A 22,324-nucleotide genomic window follows, 5' to 3' on the forward strand; every position below is an offset into this window, starting at 1 on the left:
CGCGCCCCTCGCCTCGAACCCGGCGTCAACTGCTGACTATTCCCCAGCCTTGAGGAACGTCTTGCGATAGTGCGCGAGTTCGGCGATGGATTCCTTGATGTCGTCCATGGCCAGGTGCACGTTGCGCTTGGAAAAGCCCTCCAGCGCCTGGGGGTTCCAGCGCTTGGCCAGCTCCTTCAAGGTCGAGACGTCGAGATTGCGGTAGTGGAAAAATGCCCACAGCTCGGGCATTTCGCGCTCCAGAAAGCGCCGGTCCTGGTGGATCGAGTTGCCGCACATCGGCGACGTTCCCGGGGCCACATGGGCTGAGAGAAACTCGAGCGTCCTGCGCTCGGCCTCGCGGGTATCGATCTGGCTCTTGCGCACCCGCTCGACCAGCCCGGAATTGCCGTGGGTACGGGTATTCCACTCATCCATGCCGGACAACAGTGCGTCGCTCTGGTGAACCGCGATCACCGGCCCCTCGGCGATGACATTGAGCTCGCCGTCGGTGACCAGGGTGGCCACCTCGATGATGCGTTCACGCTCCGGGTCGAGCCCGGTCATCTCCAGGTCGATCCAGATCAGGGCGTCGTTTCGCGGGCCGGTCTTGGCATCGTCAGGACGCGGGTTGAGGGTATCGTCGGGGCTGGCGCTGGCATCGGACATCGTCGCTTCCTTGATCAGGCGGTGGCCCTTGTCGGGACAGGGGCCGTGCGTGTAGGTACAATGCCGACCATTGTACCGACCATCGGGTGCTCATGAGCAAACGCAAGTTGAGCCGCCAGCAGCGCTGGCGCATCGAGAAGATCCAGGCCGAACGCGCCGAGCGCGCCGCCAGAAAGGCCGGCCAGGACGACGAGAAGCTTGCCGCCGGCGAATACGGCGCCGAGCGCGACGGCCGAGTGATCGCTCACTTCGGACGGACCCTGGACGTCGCCAGCCGTGCCGGCGAGACGCCCACCCGCTGCCATCTGCGCGCCAACCTCGAGGGCCTGGTCACCGGAGACCGCGTCATCTGGCGGGCCGGCGAGGACGGCAGCGGCGTGGTGGTGGCCCGAGGCGAGCGCGACAATGTGCTCGAACGCCCGGATATGCGTGGGCTACTCAAGCCCGTGGCGGCCAATATCGACCAGATCCTGATCGTCTTCGCGGTGGAACCCGAGCCCCACGCCGGCCTGATCGATCGCTACCTGGTGGCGGCCGAGGCCACCGGCATCACCCCGGTGCTGGTGCTCAACAAGACCGACCTGCTGCCCGACGAGGGCGGCGAACTGCGCGGGCTGCTCGATCGCTACCGCGGCATCGGCTACCAGGTGGTGGCCACCTCCACCGAGGTCGACGGCGGACTCGACGCCCTCTACGCCCAGCTCGCCGACCGCACCTCGGTATTCGTCGGCCAGTCCGGGGTCGGCAAGTCCTCACTGATCGACCGTCTGCTGCCCGACGAACAGTTGCGCATCGGCGCGCTGTCGGAGGACTCGCGCAAGGGTCGCCACACCACCACCACCGCCCAGCTCTACCACCTGCCCGCACCGGACGAGAGCCTGGCCTCGGGCGAGCTGATCGACTCCCCCGGCATCCGCGAGTTCGGCCTCACTCACCTGACAGAGCGCGAGGTCACCGAGGGCTTTATCGAATTCGCCCCTTACCTCGGCCTGTGTCGCTTCCGCGACTGCCGCCACCGGCAGGAGCCGGGCTGCGCCATTCGCGACGCCATCGACGAGGGGGCGATTCACCCCGAACGCTTTGCCAGTTATCGTCGTATCGTCGATAGTCTGGATAGCCAATAGGGAAACGCCAGTAGCGTCCCCTCGCGAAGTGCCAGGCGCCAGACACAGCGCCCGCCCCTTTCATCCGTGTGGATCCGCCAGGAGAGAACCATGAGCTCAGAAGACAATCTGTTGCCCTTGATCGCCGAGCCCGAGGAACTCGCCGGCGTGCTGGATCACGAGGACATCCTGGTGATCGACGTGCCGCTGAAGGCGGAAAGCTACGCCGAGGGCCATGTGCCCGGCGCGATCTTTCTCGACCATCGTCGTCTGCTGAAAGGTTCCGGCGACGTCCCCAACGACGTCCCCGATGAAGAGGCCCTGTCACAACTGTTCTCGTCGCTGGGCCTGACCCGGGACACCCACGTGGTCGCCTACGATGATGAGGGCGGCGGCTGGGCCGGGCGCCTGCTGTGGACCCTGGAGCTGATTGGCCACAAGCGCTATTCCTACCTGAATGGCGGCATTCACGCCTGGCGTGACGAGGGTCTGCCCCAGTCCACCGAAGACCATGCGCCGAAGCCCTCGGACTACCAGGCCGAGGTCCTCAATCCCGAGGTCGCGATCGACCGACTCGAGCTTGAAGAGCGCCTGGGCAGCGACAACTTCGCCATCTGGGATGCCCGCTCCGTCGACGAGTTCGATGGCAACAAGGGCCAGAACCGGCACCTCGGCCACCTGCCCGGAGCGGTCAACATGGAGTGGACCGACGCCATGGACCGTGAACGCTCACTTCGCCTGCGCGACTACGCCGAGCTGATCACCGAACTGGGCGCCATGGGTATCACCCCGGATATGGAAGTGGTCACTCACTGCCAGACCCATCATCGCAGCGGCTTCACCTGGCTGGTAGGCAAGGCACTGGGGTTCGAACGCATGCGTGCCTACCCGGGCTCGTGGAAGGAGTGGGGCAATCGCGACGATACCCCCATCGAACACTGACGCCCTTGTTCCTCTGCCCATCTAGGGCTTGTCTGAAAAGTGTCTGCGCTCGGTAATGCGGCGTTAAAAATCGGATCAAAATGCTCATTTACACCACGTAAACTGCGCTTTCTCACCGATTTTTGCCTTGTCTAACCTTCGCTCGTCGACTTTTCGGACTGAGCCTAGGGCACTTGATTGCACCAGCGGCGCGGCCGTGAGGCCGCGTGCGCGTCATTGACCACCCGGAGATCGTCCCTTCGTGACCCTCGCCAAGCTGTTTTCCCTGATCCAGTACCCCATCCCCCACCACCTGCTGTCGCGCCTGGTCGGCCTGCTTGCCGACTGTCGTATCGGCTGGCTCAAGAACCTGTTGATCCGCGCCTTCATCAAGCGCTTCAAGGTCGACATGAGCCAGGCGGTGGAATCGGACCCCAGGGTCTACCCGAGCTTCAACGCCTTCTTCACCCGGGCGCTGGCGGCCGGCGCCCGCCCGCTGGAAGACGGCCTGTTGTGCCCTGCCGACGGCACCCTGTCCCAATGGGGCGCCATCGACCATGGTCGCCTGGTCCAGGCCAAGGGCCATCGCTTCAGCATGACCGAGCTGCTCGGTGGCGACCCCAGGGCGGCCACCCGCTACCAGAGCGGCAGCTTCGCCACCGTCTACCTGTCGCCCAAGGACTACCACCGGGTGCACATGCCGCTTGCCGGCACCCTGACCGAGATGGTCTACGTGCCCGGGCGCCTGTTCTCGGTCAACGACGCCACCACCCGCCACGTCCCGGGCCTGTTCGCCCGCAACGAGCGGCTAGTGTGCCACTTCGAGACCGAACACGGCCCCATGGTGCTGGTGCTGGTGGGCGCGATGATCGTCGCCGCCATTGAAACGGTGTGGGCCGGCCAGGTGACACCGCAGTCCGGCCGGGTCGAGCGTGTCCGCTTCGATCGCCCGATTCACCTCGCCAAGGGCGCCGAGATGGGCCGCTTCAAGCTCGGCTCCACCGTGGTCATGGCCTTCGCCGAAAAGGTCGACTTCGATGCCTTGAGCGGCAAGGCCGGCAGCCCCGTCGCGGTGAGCATGGGCCAACGCCTGGGCGGCGAGCCGGGAACTAGCGCAACAGCGGCGACGGCAGACGGCGAAGCGACCACCAGCGCGGACTGAAGCGCCAAGGCGTATTGGTAACACCTTTGACAGAGGCGGCTATGGCCGCCCTTCTTGGCGTAGCTGTCAGGTCCCGGATGATTGCATGATCCGGACGCTGTCTGGATCACCACCCCACGAGGTGCCCAGCCCCCCCTCAACAGCGCGGGGTGGGAAAGGCGATCACTTCTTCAAGACGCGACTTGCCCAGCGCCAGCTGGATCAGCCGGTCGAGCCCCAGGGCGACCCCGCTGCCCTCGGGCATGCCGGCGCCCAGCGCCGCCAGCAGGCGCTCGTCGACGTCGACCTCGGCAAGGCCTTCCTCACGCCTGGCGCGATTGTCGTCGGCGAAGCGTGCGCGCTGTTCGTCCACATCGGTCAGCTCGTCATAGCCGTTGGCAAGCTCTAGCCCATCGAGATACACCTCGAAGCGCGAGGCCACCCAGGCGCCGTCGCGGGGGTCCTGGTGACGCCTGGCCAACGCCGCCTGGCTGGCCGGGTAATCCAGTACCACGTCGATGCCGTCGCGGCCTAGCTCGGGCTCGATGACGAGGCTCATCAGCAGGTCGAGACACTCATCGCGCGGCGCCTCGGCCATGTCGAGGCCGCCGCGTTCACCGGCAAGACGGCGAAGCGATGCGATGTCCACCTCAAAAGGATCGATATCCAGCACCTCGCCAAACAGCTCACGATAGCGACGCTTTCGCGTCGGGCCAGGATCGAACGGCAGCACCTCGCGGATCAGCGCCTGGGTTTCCTCGATCAGCGCGTCGAGACTCCACCCCGGGCGATACCACTCCAGCATGCTGAACTCGATATTGTGGCGGCGTCCCACCTCGCCGTCACGAAAGCTGCGGGCGATCTGGAAGATCGGCCCACTGCCGGCCGCCAGCAGGCGCTTCATGTGAAATTCCGGCGACGTCTGCAACCACAGGGTCTCGCTGCCCGCCGGGGTGACGGCTTGGCAAGACAGCGACGCCAGGTGCACGTCGGTGCTGCCGCCGTGACCGAGACAGGGGGTCTCCACCTCGAGCACGCCGCGCTCGACAAAGAAACCGCGCACCCGCTGCATCAGCACGGCGCGGCGGCGCAGGGTGTCCAGCGAGACCGTGGGTTGCCAGTCTGTCATCATTCGTTCCTTGCACTTGCCCAAACGACAAAGGCCACGCGATCGCGTGGCCTTTGTCTGTATCTCGATCTGCCGATCCGGGGATATCGCCCTCGCCTCAGGCGCGGGAGACGTAATCACCGCTACGGGTGTCGATCTTGAGCACTTCGCCCTGGTTGATGAACAGGGGAACGCGCACCACCGCGCCGGAGGACAGGGTCGCCGGCTTGGAGCCGCCCTGGGCGGTGTCGCCCTTGAGGCCCGGGTCGGTCTCGACCACTTCCAGCTCGATGAAGTTGGGCGGGGAGACCGAGATGGCGTTGTCGTTCCACAGGGTCACGGTGTACACCACCTGCTCCTTGAGCCACTTGTCGCTGTCGCCCAGGGCTTTCTTCTCGACGGCGTACTGCTCGAAGGAACCGTCGGTCTTCATGAAGTACCACATGTCACCGTCGGTGTAGAGGTACTCCATGTCCAGATCCATGACGTCGGCGCCTTCCAGCGACTCGCCGGACTTGAAGGTACGCTCCCACACGCGGCCGGTCATCAGGTTGCGCAGCTTCACGCGGTTGAAGGCCTGGCCCTTGCCGGGCTTGACGAATTCGTTCTCGACGATGGCACAGGGGTCACCGTCGAGCATCACCTTCAGACCGCCCTTGAATTCGTTGGTAGAATAGTTCGCCATGAGATCTCGTTCCTTTCGGTGCCCGGCCCGGCCATCGGCTCAGAGCGGCACTCAACTGACATTTTGCGAGGACAAGCCCCTCGCACGCATCGATGGATGGCCCGCATGATAACCCGAAGCTCGACGCTTTTGCATTGCTCTGCCCCGGATGAGCCGGGACTTCCCGCCCCCGGCGGCTGGCAGCGCCAGCTGGCCGGCGCCATTCGTGACCCGCGCGAGCTGTGCCGACGCCTGGGGCTCGACGCCACCCTGATCCCCGGCGCCGAGGCCGGCCACTCCCTGTTCGAGGTGCGTGTGCCCGAGGCCTTTGCCGCGCGCATGCGCCACGCAGACCCGGACGACCCCTTGCTGCGCCAGGTGCTGCCCCTGGATGCCGAGCAGACAAACCCCGAGGGCTACGTCACCGATCCGCTGCAGGAGGCCCAGCACACCGCCCGTCGCGGCCTGATCCACAAGTACGCCGGGCGGGTACTGCTGATCACCAGCCCCGCCTGCGCGATCAATTGCCGCTACTGCTTCCGTCGCCACTTCCCCTACCAGGAAAACGCGCCCTCACGCAGCCAGTGGGACGACACCCTGGACTACCTGCGCGAGGACGCCACCCTGCGCGAGGCGATCCTGTCCGGTGGCGATCCGCTGGCCGCCAGCGATCGCCAGCTGGCCTGGCTGGTCGAGCGGCTCGACGCCATCCCCCATCTCAAGCGACTACGCCTGCATACCCGGCTGCCGGTGGTGATCCCCGATCGCGTCGACGGCCCCCTGCTCGAGTGGCTCACCGGCAGCCGCCTGCAGAAGGTCATGGTGCTGCATATCAACCACGCCAACGAGATCGACGAGGCCGTGGCCGGCGCCTGCGCGCGGCTCAAGCAGGCCGGCGTGACCCTGCTCAACCAGAGCGTGATCCTCAAGGGAGTGAACGACTCGGTAGATGCGCTGGAAGCGCTCTCGGAGCGGCTATTCGAGGCTGGCGTACTGCCCTACTACCTGCACGCCTTCGACCCGGTGTCCGGGGCAGCCCACTTCGACGTGGCCGACGCCCGCGCCAACGCCCTGGTCGACGAGTTGCGCACCCGCCTGCCCGGCTTCCTGATGCCGACCCTGGTCCGCGAGGTCCCCGGCGAAGCCAGCAAGACGCCGTTGTAGCTGTGACGCAATCGTCAAAGTACGCTGGTTATCAGGCCCGTCGTGGGGCGAGGGAAGCTGCAACAGCCTCTCGTCCTCTTTTGTGATATCGACCGATGCCACAAGGAAAGGTGAAACATGAAGTCTGCCATCAAGGTTTTCCGACCGAAGCAGGCCGACCACAAAAGTGACCTCTGGCACGCCATTGGGCTTCCCCGGCGAGGCCCGCAACTGCACGAAGCGTTAAGAAATGGTGTCGCCTACGAGGTGTACTCCATGCTCGCCTCCTTCACGGGGTTAGGAAAGCAGGACCTGAGACGCTTTGTCGCCATCTCCCCCACCACACTGAGGCGTCGAGCGACGACTGGCCGCTTCACCGTGGACGAGGGCGACCGGCTTTATCGTGTTGCCGAGGTATACCACTGCGCCATTGATCTGTTCGAGGGTGACACGCAGCAGACTAACCAGTGGCTGCTTACCCCTGCCCCTGGTCTTGGAAACACGCGGCCGGTAGATATGGTGGTGACATCGGCTGGTACAGCTGCCGTGCTGAACCTGATTGGACGGCTCGAGCACGGCGTCTGCGTGTGAGTATCGCTCATGACAGACACTCGCCTTGCGAAAGCAGTTAATCCACAACGTCGGTGACGAATCTCGCGGTGCCAAGCGTCATCGTGCCGAGGGAAACGAACTACCTGATCAACCCGGCGCATGTCAGCTTCAAGGCGATGGTCGATAAAGCCCGAGAGATGCCCTTCGCTCCCGATAAACGTCTTTAGTAACGACTGCTGGTGACCCACTCCGCAGAACGCCCCTCCCTGGACCACACCAAGCATGCTGCAAAAAAACCGCCCCCGGGGTCTCCCCCGGGGGCGGTGCGTTTACGCCAGTTGCCAGCGGCGCGGATCAGGCCACGCTGTCGGCGGTGACGTTGGGCGCCACCTCTTCGGTGGACAGGCAGCGGTTGATCGCGCTCATCACACCCTTGATCGAGGCGCTGGTGATGCTCTCGTCGGTACCGACGCCGAACACCGCCTCGCCCTTGACCCGGACCTCGACGTAGGCGATCGCCTCGGCGTCGGCGCCCTGACCGCGGGAGTGCTCGTGGTAGTCGATGATCTCGATATCGTGGCCTTCGCTGCGCAGCGCCTTGACGAAGGCCGCCAGCGGGCCGTTGCCTTCGCCGCTGATGGTGTGGCGCTCACCGTCCTTGGCGATGCAGGCTTCCAGCGTCACCGTCGGGCTGTCCGGCTCGGACGACAGACGGTGGCTGACCAGGCTGTAGGGCTCGGTCTTGGCCAGGTACTCGTCGACGAAGGTCTGGTAGATCATCGCCGAGGTGATCTCCTTGCCGACCCGATCGGCCACCTCCTGCACCACCAAGCTGAACTCCATGGACAGCCGGCGCGGCAGTTCGATGCCGTGCTCCTGCTCCAGCAGGTAGCTGACGCCGCCCTTGCCGGACTGGCTGTTGACGCGGATCACCGCCTCGTAGCTGCGGCCCACGTCGAGCGGGTCGATGGGCAGGTAAGGCACCGCCCAGACGCTGTCCGGGTCTTCCTTGCGCAGCGCCATGCCCTTCTTGATGGCGTCCTGGTGAGAGCCGGAAAAGGCGGTGAACACCAGATCGCCGACGTAGGGATGACGCGGGTGGACCGGCAGCTGGTTGCAGTGCTCGACCTCGCGCATGATCGGGGTGATGTTGGAAAAGTCGAGGCCCGGATGGACGCCCTGGGTGTAGAGGTTCATCGCCAGGGTGACGATGTCGACGTTGCCGGTGCGCTCGCCGTTGCCGAACAGGGTGCCCTCGACCCGGTCGGCGCCGGCCATCACTGTCAGTTCGGCGGCGGCCACACCGGTACCACGGTCATTGTGGGGGTGAACGCTGACGATCAGGTGATCGCGGTGCTCGACGTTGCGGCAGAACCACTCGATCTGGTCGGCGTAGTTGTTGGGGGTGGCGCACTCCACCGTGGCCGGCAGGTTGACGATCATCTTGTTGTCGGCGCTGGCACCGAAGGTCTCGCGCACGGCATTGACGATCTCCACCGCAAAGTCCATCTCGGTGGTGGTGAACAGCTCCGGAGAATACTGGAAGGTCCAGTTGGTCTCGGGGGCCGCCTTCATCAGGTCACGGATCTGGGTGGTGGCATCGACCGCGATCTGGATGCACTGGGGCTTGTCGACATTGAATACCACGCGACGGAACACCGGATCGGTGGCGTTGTAGACGTGAACGATGGCGTTCTTGGCGCCCTTGAGCGACTCAAAGGTGCGCTCGATCAGGTGCGGGCGGGCCTGGGTCAGTACCTGGATGGTGACATCGTCCGGGACCTTGTCTTCCTCGATCAGGCTGCGCACGAAGTCGAAGTCGGTCTGGGAGGCGGAGGGGAAGCCCACCTCGATCTGCTTGAAGCCAATCTTGACCAGCAGATCGAAGAAGCGCTGCTTGCGCTCCTGGTCCATTGGATCGATCAGCGCCTGGTTACCGTCGCGCAGATCGACGCTGCACCACTGGGGCGGGGTCTCGATGCGCTGGCTGGGCCACTGCCGATCAGGCAGGTCCACGGCCACGAAGGGGCGGTACTTGGTCGAAGGGTCCTTGAGCATCATGGCGTTTTCTCCGGAATAGGGTGTGTCGAGCGAAGCGTTATTGGAAGGCCTGTTGGGCGGCCCGGCCAGCGCCTTGTGAGCAAAGGCCAGGTGAAAACGGCGACGCCCCGCTCGCCAGAGGCGAGCGGGGCGTCATAAGTCGTTCCAGGACCGAGACGATAGCGACCACGACAATTCGCGCACCAGCCATCCGTACATCGTCACAACGACGAGAGCGGACACCACAGGTGGCGTGACGGGACGGGTTCATGGTGGGGCACTGGGTACTGACGGACATCTTGCAACCTCGACTCAACCTGACTGGTGGCGATCCTGCCAGCGACGCAAGCACAAAGGGCGTCGCCACGCGCATTCAAACGCGTAGTAGTAGTCGTAGGTCGAGGTGGCGAGATGTCATGTTCATGCGCTCTAGAAAATCAGTCTTCAGCGACGTTGTCAACTGCGGCGCGCCAGCGCGGGCGCCAAGAGCGCTCGCTGTCATGTGAATGTCCTCGAGCCGGACTAGGGTAATAGAGCGATTCCGGCGCCCCGGAACCACCGTAATCTCTGACAACACCACCAGACTCGTGCTGATAATTCAGCATGGCTGACACAAAGGAGACGCTCCATGGATGCCCATCACCACCGCCGCCCCGCGCCCCTCGCCGCGTTACTGTCATGCGCGATCACTGCCATCGCGCTCTGCGGGGCCGCTGCCGCGCCCGCCATGGCCGAGGACAACGCCTCCAACGCCAGCGCTTCTTCCTCTCTGCCGGTCAGTCTGGGCCCCCGCCCCTACTTCCTGATCGACGACATGGACGAGGACAATGCCCAGTCCGCCGAGCTCAAGGCGACCCTTGAGCAGTGCGCGGCCAACCTTGAGCAGCCCACCCGGAGCGACTTTTCCATCGGCCACCGCGGCGCCCCCCTGATGTTCCCCGAGCACACCCGGGAATCCTACCTGGCCGCCGCGCGCATGGGCGCTGGCGTGCTCGAGTGCGACGTGGCCTTTACCGAAGACAAGGAACTGGTCTGCCGCCACTCCCAGTGCGACCTGCACGGCACCACCAATATCCTCGAGACCGAGCTTGCCGAGCAGTGCAGCGTGCCACCGACCTTCGATGCCGATGGCAAGTTGACCAACGCCGCCGACGTCCAGTGCTGCACCAGCGACATCACCCTGGCCGAGTTCAAGACCCTGGAAGGCCGCATGGACGGCGTCGACACCAGCGCCGACACCCTGGAGGCATACCTGGCCGGCAACCCACGCTGGCGCACCGAGCTCTATGCCGATCGCGGTACCCTGATGAGTCACGCCGAAAGCATCGCGCTGTTTCAGGACCTGGGCGTCAAGATGACCCCGGAGCTGAAGACACCGAGCGTCGAGATGCCCTTCGACGGCATGAGCCAGCAGGACTATGCCCAGAAGCTGATCGACGAGTACGTCGAGGCCGGCGTGCCCCCGGAAGACGTCTTTCCCCAGTCGTTTCTGCTCGATGACGTGCGTTACTGGGTCGACAACACCGAGTTCGCCGACCAGGCGGTGTATCTGGACGATCGCTATGACGTGGAAGGCTTCGACGTGACCGATCCCGCAAGCTGGGAGCCGTCGATGCAGGAGCTGGCCGATATGGGAGTGAAGATTCTGGCCCCGCCGATGTGGATGCTGCTGGCCGAGGGGGACAGCGAAGACCGGCCCATCGTGCCATCGGTCTACGCCGAGAAGGCCAAGGAGGCAGGACTGGAGCTGATCGCCTGGTCCTTCGAGCGCTCGGCGCCGCTGACCCGTGACGGTGCCTGGTACCACCAGACCATCGACAATGTCGTCGACAACGATGGCGACAAGATGGTGGCGCTTGACGTGATGGCCCGCGATATCGGGGTCAAGGCGGTGTTCTCTGACTGGCCGGCGGCGGTCACCTTCTACGCCAACTGCATGGCCGACGAGCTGGCAAAATAAGCGGCAATGACCACCAGCGAATCTAGTCGGAACGCATAAAAACGGCCGGGTGGATAACCACCCGGCCAGAACGCCTTCCGTGGCGTTGGCGCCCCTAACGCCATTCCGAGGGCTCCATCCTAACGATCGTCAACCTGGAGAGCGCTCCCCCATCGGCGGTAGCCAGCCGCCTCCAGACGAGGGCAGGCAACCAGGCATGTCCCGCTCCTCCTTCAAGGAGTCGTCGTCTCCTGGGCGAAGCTTATGCCGGTGGCCCTGACACTCACCCGAGTGCCGGCGTGGCCGGCGACGATAGCCTCTATATCGGCCAGCGCACCGATAACTGCCGTCTTGCCGCTTGAACGAGCAAACTCACAGGCCGCCTGCACCTTGGGCCCCATGGATCCTGCGGCAAAACCCTGGGCTTCCAGGCTATCGGGATCGGCCATTGCCACCCGACGGCTATGCGGGGTGCCCCAGTCCAGATAGACCCCGTCCACGTCGGTGGCGATGATCAAAAGATCGCTGGCGAGTTGCTGTGACAACAGCGATGAGCACAGGTCCTTGTCGATGACCGCCTCGATGCCCTCGAGCTTGCCATCCTCCCCGTAGACCGTGGGGATGCCGCCACCGCCGGCGCAGATCACCACGGTGCCCTTCTCCAGAAGCCAGCGCAGCGGGCGAATCTCGAAGATCCGTTTGGGTCTAGGGCTCGGCACCACCCGGCGGTAGTGATCGCCGTCTCGCGCCATGGTCCAGCCCTTGAGCTCCGCCAGCCGGCAGGCCTCGTCGCGCTGATAGATGGGGCCGATGGGCTTGCTCGGCTGCTGGAAGGCCGGGTCATCGGCGTCCACCTCGACCTGGGTCAACAGCGACGCAAAGGGCACCTCCGGCGGCAACAGGTTGCCGAGTTCCTGCTCGATCATGTAGCCGATCATGCCTTCGGTCTCGGCACCCAGCACATCCAGAGGAAAGACGTTGTCCTCATCGTAGGCCGCCCCTTGCAGGGCCAAAAGGCCCACCTGGGGCCCATTGCCGTGGGCAATCACCAGCTCGTTGCCTGATGCGATGCGCGCGATCTGCTCGCAGGCGATACGAATGTTGGCGCGCTGGGCCTCGCCGTTCATGACCTCGCCACGCCGCAACAGGGCGTTGCCACCAAGGGCAATCGTGATACGCATAACAGTGTCCTTCCCGTTCGGGGTTGCTGGCGGCCCAGGGGCCGCCAGGCTATCTTGCCGATCCGTTGGTGCGTGACTTACACATCGCCAAGGGTCGAGACCATCACCGCCTTGATCGTATGCATGCGGTTCTCTGCCTGTTCGAAGGCGATGCAGGCCGGCGACTCGAACACCTCCTCGGTGACCTCGATGCCGTCCTTCAGCATCGGGTACTGCTCGGCGACCTGGCGCCCCACCTTGGTGTCACAGTTGTGGAAGGCCGGCAGGCAGTGCATGAACTTGACCCTGGGGTTGCCGGCGGCCTCCATCAGCACCTTGTTGACCTGGTAGGGCAGCAACTGGTCGATGCGCTCGGCCCAGGCCTCCACCGGCTCGCCCATGGACACCCAGACGTCGGTGTGGATGAAGTCGACGCCCCTGACCGCCTCGCGGGGGTCCTCGGTCAGGCAGATGCGCGCGCCGCTGTCCTCGGCGAAGCGCCGGCAGTTGGCCAGATGCTCCTCGTCCGGCCACAGCGAACGTGGCGCGGCGATCCGCACGTCCATGCCCAGCTTGGCGCCGATCAGCAGAAGCGAGTTGCCCATGTTGTTGCGGGCATCGCCCAGGTAGGCGAAGGAGATCTGGTGCAACGGCTTCTCGGCGTGCTCGCGCATGGTCAGGACGTCGGCGATCATCTGGGTCGGGTGGTACTCGTCGGTCAAGCCGTTGTAGACCGGCACCCCGGAGAACGCCGCCAGCTCCTCGACCACCTCCTGGCTGAAGCCGCGGTACTCGATGGCGTCGTACATGCGCCCCAGTACCCGGGCGGTGTCACGCATGGACTCCTTGTGCCCGATCTGGGACGAGGTGGGATCGATGTAGGTGACGTTGGCGCCCTGGTCATAGGCGGCCACCTCGAAGGCGCAGCGGGTGCGGGTGGAGGTCTTCTCGAAGATCAGGGCGATGTTCTTGCCCTTGAGTCGCTGGGCCTCGCAGCCGCTGTACTTGGCCCGCTTGAGGTCCCGCGACAGGTCCAGCAGGTAGCGCAGCTCGCGCTCGGAGTGATGCATCAACGACAGCAGGTGACGGTTGTGGATATTGAAGGACATGAGGGTCTCCTTGACGGCCACCTGGGCAGCCGCCTTCACAGTAAGAAAAAGCGAAGTAACGCGTAACGACGTCGTCAGAAGTCGACGGGATCTCGCTGAATCGGACAGGTCATGCAGTGACCGCCGCCCCGTCCACGGCCCAGTTCACTGGCGCTGATGGTGATCACCTCGACCCCGGCCTTGCGCAGCAGGGTGTTGGTGTAGGTGTTGCGGTCGTAACCGACTACCACGCCTGGCTCCAGGGCGACCACATTGTTGCCGTCGTCCCACTGTTCGCGCTCGGCCTCGAAGCTGTCTCCACCGGTCTCCACCACTCGCAGTTTCGGCAGCCCCAGCGCCTCGGCCACCACCTCGATGAAGCTCCCCTTCTCGCGGCGCACGTCGATGCCACTGGGTTTGCTCTCGTCGGGGCGCAGACTGAAGGGAACGATGTCCTTGACCACGTCAGGGAAGACCGTCACCAGGTCGCGATCGCAGAAGCTGAAGACGGTGTCCAGGTGCATGGCGGCACGCGACCGGGGCAGTCCCGCCACGATCACCCGTTCGGCCTCGCCGGCCCGGAACAGGGCGCTCGCCACCTGACCGATGGCCTGGTGCGAGGTGCGCTCGCCCATGCCGATCAACACCACGCCATTGCCCACCGGCATCACGTCGCCGCCCTCCAGGGTGGCCGAACCGTGGTCCTGGTCGGGATTGCCGTACCACACCTTGAAGTCGGCGCCGGCGAAGCGCGGGTTGAAGCGATAGATCGCCGAGGTCAGCAGCGTCTCCTGGCGGCGGGCCGGCCAGAACATCGGATTGAGCGTCACCCCGCCGTAGATCCAGCAGGTGGTATCCCGGGTGAACAGGGTGTTGGGAAGCGGTGGCAGCACGAAGCTGGACTGGCCCAGATAGTCGCGGAAGGTCTTGAGGGTCTCGCCTCCGTGGCTCTCGGTGATGTCGGCCCAGGACACCCCGCCGATCAGGAACTCGGCCAGACGCCGTGGCTCCAGTTCACTGAGCCAGGCGCGGACCTCATCGGCAAGGCCGAAGCCGACCAGGTTGGAGGTCACCTTGCGCTCGAGAATCCAGCGCATGGCGTCGCGATTTTCGAGGGTTTCGGTGAGCAGGTTGTGCATCTCGAGCACTTCGATGTCACGCTCGCGCATCTTGGTCACGAAGTCGAAGTGGTCACGCTTGGCCTGGTTGGTCCACAGCACATCATCGAACAGAAGGTCATCACAGTTGCTGGGGGTCAGTCGCTGATGAGCAAGCCCTGGCGAGCACACCATGACCTTGCGAAGCTTGCCTACCTCGGAATAGACACCCAATCGTGAAGATCCACTTTTCATTCTGTTTCTCCTTCCCTTTTGCGGGACTGTCACTACCGCATCATCAATGAACCTGACCGCTGTAACATGTTGAACATCGAGGTCTAACTACATAACTACAGACTCAACCACCCCTGATAGAGCCCCAGCGTGGCCACCAGCGCCGAGGCGATAGTGACTGCGAAGATAATCTTCTCGATGGGGGTAAAGACCTTTTCATCACGCTCGCTCTTGGCCTTGTAGAAGAACACGGCACCAGGGGCGTAAAGCAGCGCCGACAGCAACAGATAGTCGATACCGCCGGCAAACAGCAGCCAGATCGCGTAGAGGGTAGCCAGGCCGCCGACAAACAGATCCTTGCGGCGTACCTCAGGCTCCTTCTCGTAGGTTTCCCCCTTTACCGCGAGCAACAGGGCGTAGGCCGCCGACCACAGGTAAGGCACCAGGATCATCGAGCTTGCGAGGTAAAGAAGGCTCAGGTAGGTGGACTCGTTGACCAGCGTCAGCAGCAGAAAGAGCTGGATCAGGCCGTTGGAAAGCCACAGGGCGTTGACCGGCACCTTGTTGGCGTTTTCCTTGCTCAACAGTTCAGGCATGGTGCCGTCGCTGGAGGCCGCGTGAAGAATCTCGGCGCACAGAAGTGTCCAGGACAGCAAGGCGCCGAGCAGCGAGATCACCAGGCCCAGGCTGATCAGATGACCGCCCCAGGGGCCGACCACCTGGCTCAGCACCAGCGCCATGGACGGGTTCTTGAGCTCGGCGAGTTCCGGCTGGCTCATGATGCCCATGGACAGCACATTGACCATCACCAACAGCAGAAGCACACCGACAAAGCCGATCACGGTGGCGCGCCCGACATCGCGACGATCGCGAGCCTTGGCGGAATAGATGCTGGCGCCCTCGATACCGATAAATACCCAGACGGTGACCAGCATCATGTTGCGAACCTGGTCCATCACGCTGCCAAGATCGGCGTTGCCGGTACCCCAGAAGTCCATGGTGAAGACGTCCAGGTGAAACCCGATGGCGGCCAGCACGATGAACATGATCAGCGGGACGATCTTGGCGATGGTGGTCACCAGATTGATGAAGGCCGCCTGCTGGATTCCCCTGGCCACCAGGAAGTGAACGGCCCACAACAGGATCGATGCACAGCCGATGGCCGCCGGCGTATTACCCTCGCCGAAGATGGGGAAGAAGAAGCCCAGGGTGCTGAACAACAGAACGAAGTAGCTGACATTACCGAGCCAGGCACTGATCCAGTAGCCCCAGGCGGAAGAGAAGCCAAGATAGTCGCCGAAACCGGCCTTGGCGTAGGCATAGATGCCGGCGTCGAGTTCCGGCTTGCGATTGGCCAGGGTCTGGAAGACGAACACCAGTGCCAGCATGCCGACCGCGGTAATTCCCCAGCCGATCAGCACCGCCCCTGGTGCGGCGCTCGCCGCCATGTTCTGCGGAAGCGAAAAGATACCGCCCCCGATCATCGAGCCGACGACCAGCGCGAGCAAGGCGCCGAGTCTCAGCTTTCCTGTGTCATTTTCCATGGGAAGGGTTTCCTCGTGGGGACCAAAAGTTTGCCAATTCAGGCTACTCTCTTTTTGGCCCCGTGAGGCTACCGAAACCGCCGTACACACCTCTCTGCTGACTCGTGTCAACTACGCCTTTCGACGTACATAATAACGACCCCGATCAGGTTATATCGCTCCACCACCACTGTTTGATCTCGGCCGCTTGCAACGACCTTTCCCTCGGATTTGTGGTCAGTGGCTCGTCCCGAACGAGGGAACTTTGCTTCGCGAGCACTCGCAGTGTCATGCCCCAGCTGCCAGGTTCGCGACAACGTTCAGGCTCGCTGGCACCGTGCGGGAATGGGGGGGACAAAAAAAGGGAGCCCTGGGCTCCCTTGCAGTAGAAGTAAACATCGCGTCCAAGCGGCGATGTCGATGTCGTCTGGACTATTCGTGGCCCGGCGCCTGGCATGAAAGATCCGCCTGGCGATAGCCGATCAGATAGAGCACGGCGTCAAGCCCCAGGGTCGAGATGCTCTGACGGGCCTGGGCACGCACCAGCGGCTTGGCCCGAAAGGCGATACCGAGTCCGGCGGCGGCCAGCATCTTGAGATCGTTGGCGCCATCGCCCACGGCGATGGTCTGTTCCATGGCGATCCCCTCGCGCTGGGCGATCTGGTGCAACAGCGCGGCCTTGCGATCGGCATCGACGATCGGCTCGCGCACCTCGCCAGTGACCTTGCCGTCCTCGATCACCAGCTCGTTGGCATGGATCTCGTCGAAGCCCAGCCGCTGTTGCAGATGTCGGGCGAAGTAGGTGAAGCCGCCGGACAGGATGGCGGTGCGGTAGCCCAAGCGCTTGAGCTGGGCCATCAACTGTTCCACCCCGTCCATCAGCGGCAGCTCTTCGGCGATCTCGGCCAGCACCGACTCGTCCAGGCCCTTCAGCTTGGCCATGCGCTCACGGAAGCTCTGCTGGAAGTCGAGCTCACCGCGCATGGCCCGCTCGGTCACCTCGGCCACCTCGTCGTAGACCCCGTGGCGGCGCGCCAGCTCGTCGATGACCTCGGCCTTGATCAAGGTCGAGTCCATGTCGAAGCACACCAGGCGACGGTGGGTGCGCCAGATGGAGTCTTCCTGCAGGGCGATATCGACCCCGTGGGTCGCACCCAGCGCCAGCGCCTTCTCGCGCAGCGACTCAAGGTCCACGTCCTCGCCGCGCAGCCAGCACTCGACGCAGCTACCCTGGGCCGGCGCCTCGCCGTCCAGCGGCTCGCGCCCGGACAGGCGATGGATCAACTCCACCGTCAAGCCGTGCTCGGCGGTCAGTGCCCCTACCTCGGCCAGGATGCCGGCGGGCAGTCGCGGCGCCAGCAGGGTCATGATCAGGCGCGGCTGACTCGCGGTCTCGCTCCAGCGATGGTACTCCTCGGCGCTGATCTGGATCGCCTGGACGTCCAGGCCCAGCTCATCGCCGGCGCCCGACAGGGCGCCTTCCAGGTCGGCCTCGTGGTCAAGCGCTACCAGCGCCTCCAGCGAGACGATACCGAAGGTCACGCTCTGGTTGATGTCCAGAAGGCGCGCGCCGCTGCGGGCCAGGATTCGTCCCAGGCCGGCCAGCTGGCCGGGTCGGGCCGGGCCGGTGGCGCGCATCAGGATTCGTCGTGTCATGGTGTGTCTTCCTTGGGCGCCCGCACCAACCGGCGGGCGCCGTACCGTCGTAAGGGTTACGCCTCGAGGCGCTCGAGCCGGTCGACCTTCTGCAGCCCGCGCGGCAGCTTGCTGCCTCGCCGTCCGCGATCTCCCCGATAGTAGTCGAGCTCACCGTTCTTGAGCGACAGCTTGCGCTTACCGGCGTGCACCACCAGGGTATCGCCTGGCGCCAGCACCACCAGGCCGCGCACAAACTCTTCGCGCCGGGCCGCCCGCGCGCCGGGAATATCCAGCATCTTGTTGCCCTTGCCCTTGGACATTTCCGGCAACTGATCCAACGGAAACAGCAGCAGCCGGCCTTCGTTGGAGACCGTGGCTACGGTCAACTCCTCGGCCGCCGGCAGCTCCACCGGGGGCAGCACGTTGCAGCCCTTGGGCAGGCTCAGCACCGCCTTGCCGGAACGGTTCTTGCCGGTCAGGTCCTCAAGCCGGGCAACAAAGCCGTAGCCGCCGTCGGAGGCCAGCAGAAAGCGGGAGTCCCCCGGTGCCAGCATGACGCCGGCCATGTGCGCGCCGGCCACCACGTTGACCTTGCCGGTGACCGGCTCGCCCTGGCCGCGGGCACTGGGCAGCTGGTGGGCCGGCAGGGTATAGGCCCGGCCGGTGTCATCGAGCAGCACCAGCGGCTGGTTGGTCTTGCCTCGCGCGGCCAGATGGAAAGCGTCGCCGGCCTTGTAGGACAGCCCGGAGGGATCGATGTCGTGGCCCTTGGCCGCGCGAATCCAGCCCTTCTCGGACAGCACCACCGTCACCGGATCGGCGCCCACCAGTTCGACCTCGGACAGCGCCCTGGCCTCCTCGCGCTCGACGATCGGCGAGCGGCGCTCGTCGCCGTGCTCCTCGGCGGCCTTGCGCAGCTCCTGCTCGATCAGGTCGGTCATCGCCGCCTCGTTGCCAAGCAGCTCTTCAAGACGCTTGCGCTCCGCCTCGAGCTCGTCCTGCTCGGTGCGGATCTTCATCTCCTCGAGCTTGGCCAGGTGACGCAGGCGCAGCTCCAGGATCGCCTCGGCCTGCCGGTCGGTCAGACCGAAGGCCGCCATCAGCGCGCTCTTGGGCTCATCCTCCTCGCGGATGATGCGGATCACCTCATCGATATTGAGGTAGGCGATCAACAGGCCTTCAAGCAGGTGCAGGCGGTCGTTGACCTTGCCCAGCCGGTGCTCGAGGCGACGGCGCACCGTGGTGCGGCGGAAGTCGAGCCATTCACCGAGCAGCTCCGGCAGCGGCATCACCCGTGGGCGGCCGTCGAGGCCAATCACGTTGAGATTGACCCGCACGTTCTTCTCGAGGTCGGTGGTAGCGAACAGGTGCGCCATCAGCGACTCGATGTCTACCCGGTTGGAGCGTGGCTCGATCACCAGACGGGTCGGCTCCTCGTGGGTCGACTCGTCGCGCAGGTCGGCCACCATGGGCAGCTTCTTGGCCTGCATCTGCGCCGCGATCTGCTCCAGCACCTTGGCCCCGCTGACCTGGTAGGGCAGCGCGGTGATCACCACCTGGCCCTCTTCCTGCTCGTAGCGGGCGCGCATCTTGACGCTGCCGCGACCGCTTTCGTAGAGCTTTCGAAGGTCCGCGCGCGGGGTAATGATCTCCGCCCGGGTGGGAAAGTCAGGGCCAGGCAGGTGCGCCATCAGGTCGGCGGTGGTGACGCCGGGATTGCGCAGCACCTCGCAGGTGGCCTCGACCACCTCGCGCACATTGTGGGGCGGAATATCGGTGGCCATGCCCACGGCGATGCCGGTGCCGCCATTGAGCAGCACGTGGGGCAGACGTGCCGGCAGCACCACCGGCTCGTTCATGGTGCCATCGAAGTTGGGCGCCCAGTCCACGGTGCCCTGGCCGAGTTCGCTGAGCAGTACCTCGGCGAACTTCGACAGCCGCGCTTCGGTGTAGCGCATGGCGGCGAAGGACTTGGGATCGTCCGGGCTACCCCAGTTGCCCTGGCCGTCCACCAGCGGATAGCGATAGCTGAACGACTGGGCCATCAGCACCATGGCCTCGTAGCAGGCGCTGTCGCCGTGGGGGTGAAACTTGCCGAGCACGTCGCCGACGGTACGCGCCGACTTCTTGTACTTGGCGTTGGCGTTCAACGCCAGCTCGCGCATGGCGTAGATGATGCGCCGCTGCACCGGCTTCATGCCGTCGCCGATATGGGGCAGGGCCCGGTCGAGAATGACGTACATCGAATAGTCGAGGTAGGCCTTCTCGGTGTATTCGCGCAGGGACAGTCGCTCGACGTCGCCCTCCGCCACCTCAATGTCCAGAGTCATGATCCCTCGTTCTCAATCCTGGTCGCCTGAACCGACGACGTGAAATCCGGGAGCGTCACTGCGTGCAAGTCACCGCGATGGCGGCCCGTCACACTTCGATATCCGCCAGGTTGCCGTAGTCCTCGAGCCAGCTCTTGCGGTCCGAGGCGCGCTTCTTGGCCAGCAGCATGTCCATCATCTCCATGGTGCCGTCGCCCTCCTCCCGGGTCAGCTGCACCAGCCGCCGGGTCTCCACCGCCATGGTGGTCTCGCGCAGCTGCAGCGGGCTCATCTCGCCAAGGCCCTTGAAGCGCTGCACGTTGGGGGTGCCGCGCTTGCCTTCCAGCTTGCGCAGGATGGCCGCCTTCTCGCTCTCGTCCAAGGCGTAGTAGACCTCCTTGCCAAGGTCGATGCGGTAAAGCGGCGGCATGGCGACGAAGACGTGGCCGGCGTCGACCAGCGACGGAAAGTGGCGCACGAACAGCGCACACAGGAGGGTGGCGATGTGCAGCCCGTCGGAGTCGGCATCGGCGAGGATACAGATCTTGTGATAGCGCAGCTTGGACAGGTCGGCACTGGCCGGGTCGGCGCCGATGGCCACGGCGATGTCGTGGACCTCCTGGGAGCCGTAGATATCGTGGGAATCGACCTCCCAGGTGTTGAGGATCTTGCCGCGCAGCGGCAGGATCGCCTGGGTCTCGCGGTTGCGCGCCTGCTTGGCGCTGCCTCCGGCGCTGTCACCCTCGACCAGAAACAGCTCGCTCAAGGCCGGGTCCTGGCCACTGCAGTCGGCCAGCTTGCCGGGCAGCGCCGGGCCGGAGGTGACCTTCTTGCGCGCCACCTTCTTCGAGCTCTTCTGGCGCCGCTGGGCGGCGCTGATCACCAGCTCGGCCAGGGCCTCGGCCTGGTCGACGTGGTGGTTGAGCCACAGCGAGAAGGCGTCCTTGACGACGCCGGAGACGAAGCCCGCCACGGTGCGTGACGACAGCCGCTCCTTGGTCTGGCCGGCGAACTGCGGATCGAGCATCTTCACCGACAGCACGTAGGCGACCCGCTCCCACAGGTCCTCGGCGGTCAGCTTGACCCCGCGCGGCAGCAGGCTGCGGTACTCGCAGAATTCCTTGAGTGCCTCGAGCAGCCCCGAGCGCAGGCCGTTGACGTGGGTGCCGCCCTGGGCGGTGGGGATCAGGTTGACGTAGCTTTCCATCAGCGAGTCGCCGCCTTCGGGCAACCACTGAATCGCCCAGTCCACCCCCTGCTCGTCGTCGGCGAAGTGTCCGACGAAGGGCGAGCTCGGCAGCACCTCGTAGCCGTCGGTGGTCTGGGCCAGATAGTCGCGCAGACCGTCCGCGAACTGCCAGGTGGTGGCGGTGCCGTCGGCTTCCACCAGCTCCACCTTGAGCCCGGGGCAGAGTACCGCCTTGGCCCGCAGCAGGTGCTTGAGCCGTCCCACCGCCAGGTTGGGGCTGTCGAAGTAGCTGGTATCCGGCCAGAAGCGCACCAGGGTGCCCTTGGCACGCTTGGCGGCGGTGCCGATGACGTGCAGGTCCTCGACCTTGTCGCCGTGCTCGAAGGCCATGGCGTGGCGCTCGCCGTCGCGCAGGACCTCGACCTCGAGGCGTCGCGACAGGGCGTTGACCACCGACACCCCGACCCCGTGCAGGCCGCCGGAGAAGCGGTAGCTCGACGAGGAGAACTTACCGCCGGCGTGCAGCCGGGTCATGATCAGCTCGATCCCTGACACCCCGTGCTCCGGGTGAACGTCGATGGGCATGCCACGACCGTTGTCCGTCACCTCGATGCCGCCGTCGTCCCGCAGTACCACGCGGATCTCGTTGGCGTGTTCGGCGAGCGCCTCGTCGACGCTGTTGTCGATGACCTCCTGGACCAGGTGATTCGGACGGGAGGTGTCGGTGTACATGCCGGGGCGCTTGCGAACGGGCTCCAGCCCGGAAAGCACCTCGATCGAACTGGCACTGTATTGGGTCATGCGTGGTCCATCATCAGGATGACTGG

At 64.8% G+C, this 22,324-nt stretch carries 17 protein-coding genes; 6 read left to right on the top strand and 11 right to left on the bottom strand.

Going from position 1 to position 22,324, the window contains the following annotated elements; all coding sequences use genetic code 11:
• Positions 1 to 36: 36 nt before the first annotated feature.
• Positions 37 to 648 (bottom strand): oligoribonuclease, encoded by a 612-nt coding sequence (orn, locus tag C9F12_RS18605; protein WP_108131452.1) that lies wholly within the window; start codon positions 646 to 648, stop codon positions 37 to 39.
• 92 nt (positions 649 to 740) lie between these two features.
• Between orn and rsgA the strand changes: the two genes are divergently transcribed.
• The 3 genes from rsgA (at position 741) to asd (ending at position 3,834) form a co-directional block, all read left to right on the top strand.
• Positions 741 to 1,772, top strand: coding sequence for a small ribosomal subunit biogenesis GTPase RsgA (gene rsgA, locus C9F12_RS18610; protein ID WP_045993090.1), 1,032 nt, complete (start codon positions 741 to 743; stop codon positions 1,770 to 1,772).
• Positions 1,773 to 1,862: 90 nt separating this feature from the next.
• Entirely contained in the window at positions 1,863 to 2,693 is an 831-nt protein-coding gene (locus C9F12_RS18615) for a rhodanese-like domain-containing protein (protein WP_045993089.1), read from the top strand.
• A 241-nt stretch (positions 2,694 to 2,934) separates the two neighbouring features.
• Positions 2,935 to 3,834, top strand: a complete 900-nt coding sequence (gene asd, locus C9F12_RS18620; RefSeq protein ID WP_108449815.1) for an archaetidylserine decarboxylase — start codon at positions 2,935 to 2,937, stop codon at positions 3,832 to 3,834.
• 136 nt (positions 3,835 to 3,970) lie between these two features.
• Here the strand turns inward: asd and epmA are convergent, their stop codons facing one another.
• Together epmA and efp are read right to left on the bottom strand one after the other, a co-directional pair.
• On the bottom strand, positions 3,971 to 4,945 hold the full coding sequence (gene epmA / locus C9F12_RS18625) for an EF-P lysine aminoacylase EpmA (protein ID WP_108449816.1): 975 nt from the start codon (positions 4,943 to 4,945) through the stop codon (positions 3,971 to 3,973).
• 94 nt (positions 4,946 to 5,039) lie between these two features.
• The gene (gene efp, locus C9F12_RS18630) at positions 5,040 to 5,606 is read right to left on the bottom strand and encodes an elongation factor P (protein WP_045994506.1); all 567 of its coding nucleotides are present in this window, start codon (positions 5,604 to 5,606) and stop codon (positions 5,040 to 5,042) included.
• A 105-nt stretch (positions 5,607 to 5,711) separates the two neighbouring features.
• Between efp and epmB the strand changes: the two genes are divergently transcribed.
• Both epmB and C9F12_RS18640 read left to right on the top strand, forming a co-directional pair.
• Positions 5,712 to 6,749 (top strand): EF-P beta-lysylation protein EpmB, encoded by a 1,038-nt coding sequence (gene epmB, locus C9F12_RS18635; protein WP_108449817.1) that lies wholly within the window; start codon positions 5,712 to 5,714, stop codon positions 6,747 to 6,749.
• A 117-nt stretch (positions 6,750 to 6,866) separates the two neighbouring features.
• Entirely contained in the window at positions 6,867 to 7,319 is a 453-nt protein-coding gene (locus C9F12_RS18640; RefSeq protein WP_108449818.1) for an antitoxin Xre/MbcA/ParS toxin-binding domain-containing protein, read from the top strand.
• Between the two features lie 315 nt (positions 7,320 to 7,634).
• On the opposite strand, the gene leuA is transcribed toward C9F12_RS18640, so the two are convergent.
• Entirely contained in the window at positions 7,635 to 9,341 is a 1,707-nt protein-coding gene (leuA, locus tag C9F12_RS18645) for a 2-isopropylmalate synthase (RefSeq protein WP_108131447.1), read from the bottom strand.
• Positions 9,342 to 9,948: 607 nt separating this feature from the next.
• Between leuA and C9F12_RS18650 the strand changes: the two genes are divergently transcribed.
• Positions 9,949 to 11,280, top strand: coding sequence for a glycerophosphodiester phosphodiesterase family protein (locus C9F12_RS18650; RefSeq protein WP_108449819.1), 1,332 nt, complete (start codon positions 9,949 to 9,951; stop codon positions 11,278 to 11,280).
• Positions 11,281 to 11,492: 212 nt separating this feature from the next.
• Here the strand turns inward: C9F12_RS18650 and arcC are convergent, their stop codons facing one another.
• The 7 genes from arcC to parE form a co-directional block, all read right to left on the bottom strand.
• On the bottom strand, positions 11,493 to 12,440 hold the full coding sequence (arcC, locus tag C9F12_RS18655; protein ID WP_108449820.1) for a carbamate kinase: 948 nt from the start codon (positions 12,438 to 12,440) through the stop codon (positions 11,493 to 11,495).
• Between the two features lie 77 nt (positions 12,441 to 12,517).
• Positions 12,518 to 13,528, bottom strand: coding sequence for an ornithine carbamoyltransferase (locus tag C9F12_RS18660; RefSeq protein WP_108449821.1), 1,011 nt, complete (start codon positions 13,526 to 13,528; stop codon positions 12,518 to 12,520).
• Between the two features lie 74 nt (positions 13,529 to 13,602).
• Complete coding sequence (arcA, locus tag C9F12_RS18665; protein ID WP_045994512.1) at positions 13,603 to 14,859, bottom strand: arginine deiminase; 1,257 nt, start codon at positions 14,857 to 14,859, stop codon at positions 13,603 to 13,605.
• Positions 14,860 to 14,954: 95 nt separating this feature from the next.
• Positions 14,955 to 16,382: an arginine-ornithine antiporter gene (gene arcD, locus C9F12_RS18670; RefSeq protein ID WP_108449822.1), complete on the bottom strand. Its 1,428-nt coding sequence runs from the start codon at positions 16,380 to 16,382 to the stop codon at positions 14,955 to 14,957.
• Between the two features lie 411 nt (positions 16,383 to 16,793).
• Positions 16,794 to 18,017, bottom strand: a complete 1,224-nt coding sequence (gene serB, locus C9F12_RS18675) for a phosphoserine phosphatase SerB (RefSeq protein WP_108449823.1) — start codon at positions 18,015 to 18,017, stop codon at positions 16,794 to 16,796.
• Positions 18,018 to 18,073: 56 nt separating this feature from the next.
• Complete coding sequence (gene parC / locus C9F12_RS18680) at positions 18,074 to 20,329, bottom strand: DNA topoisomerase IV subunit A (RefSeq protein WP_108449824.1); 2,256 nt, start codon at positions 20,327 to 20,329, stop codon at positions 18,074 to 18,076.
• An 88-nt stretch (positions 20,330 to 20,417) separates the two neighbouring features.
• Positions 20,418 to 22,298, bottom strand: a complete 1,881-nt coding sequence (gene parE / locus C9F12_RS18685) for a DNA topoisomerase IV subunit B (RefSeq protein ID WP_045994516.1) — start codon at positions 22,296 to 22,298, stop codon at positions 20,418 to 20,420.
• Positions 22,299 to 22,324: the final 26 nt, after the last annotated feature.

It is taken from the genome of Halomonas sp. BN3-1 (genome assembly GCF_003056325.1).
Classification (GTDB): Bacteria; Pseudomonadota; Gammaproteobacteria; order Pseudomonadales; family Halomonadaceae; genus Halomonas; species Halomonas litopenaei.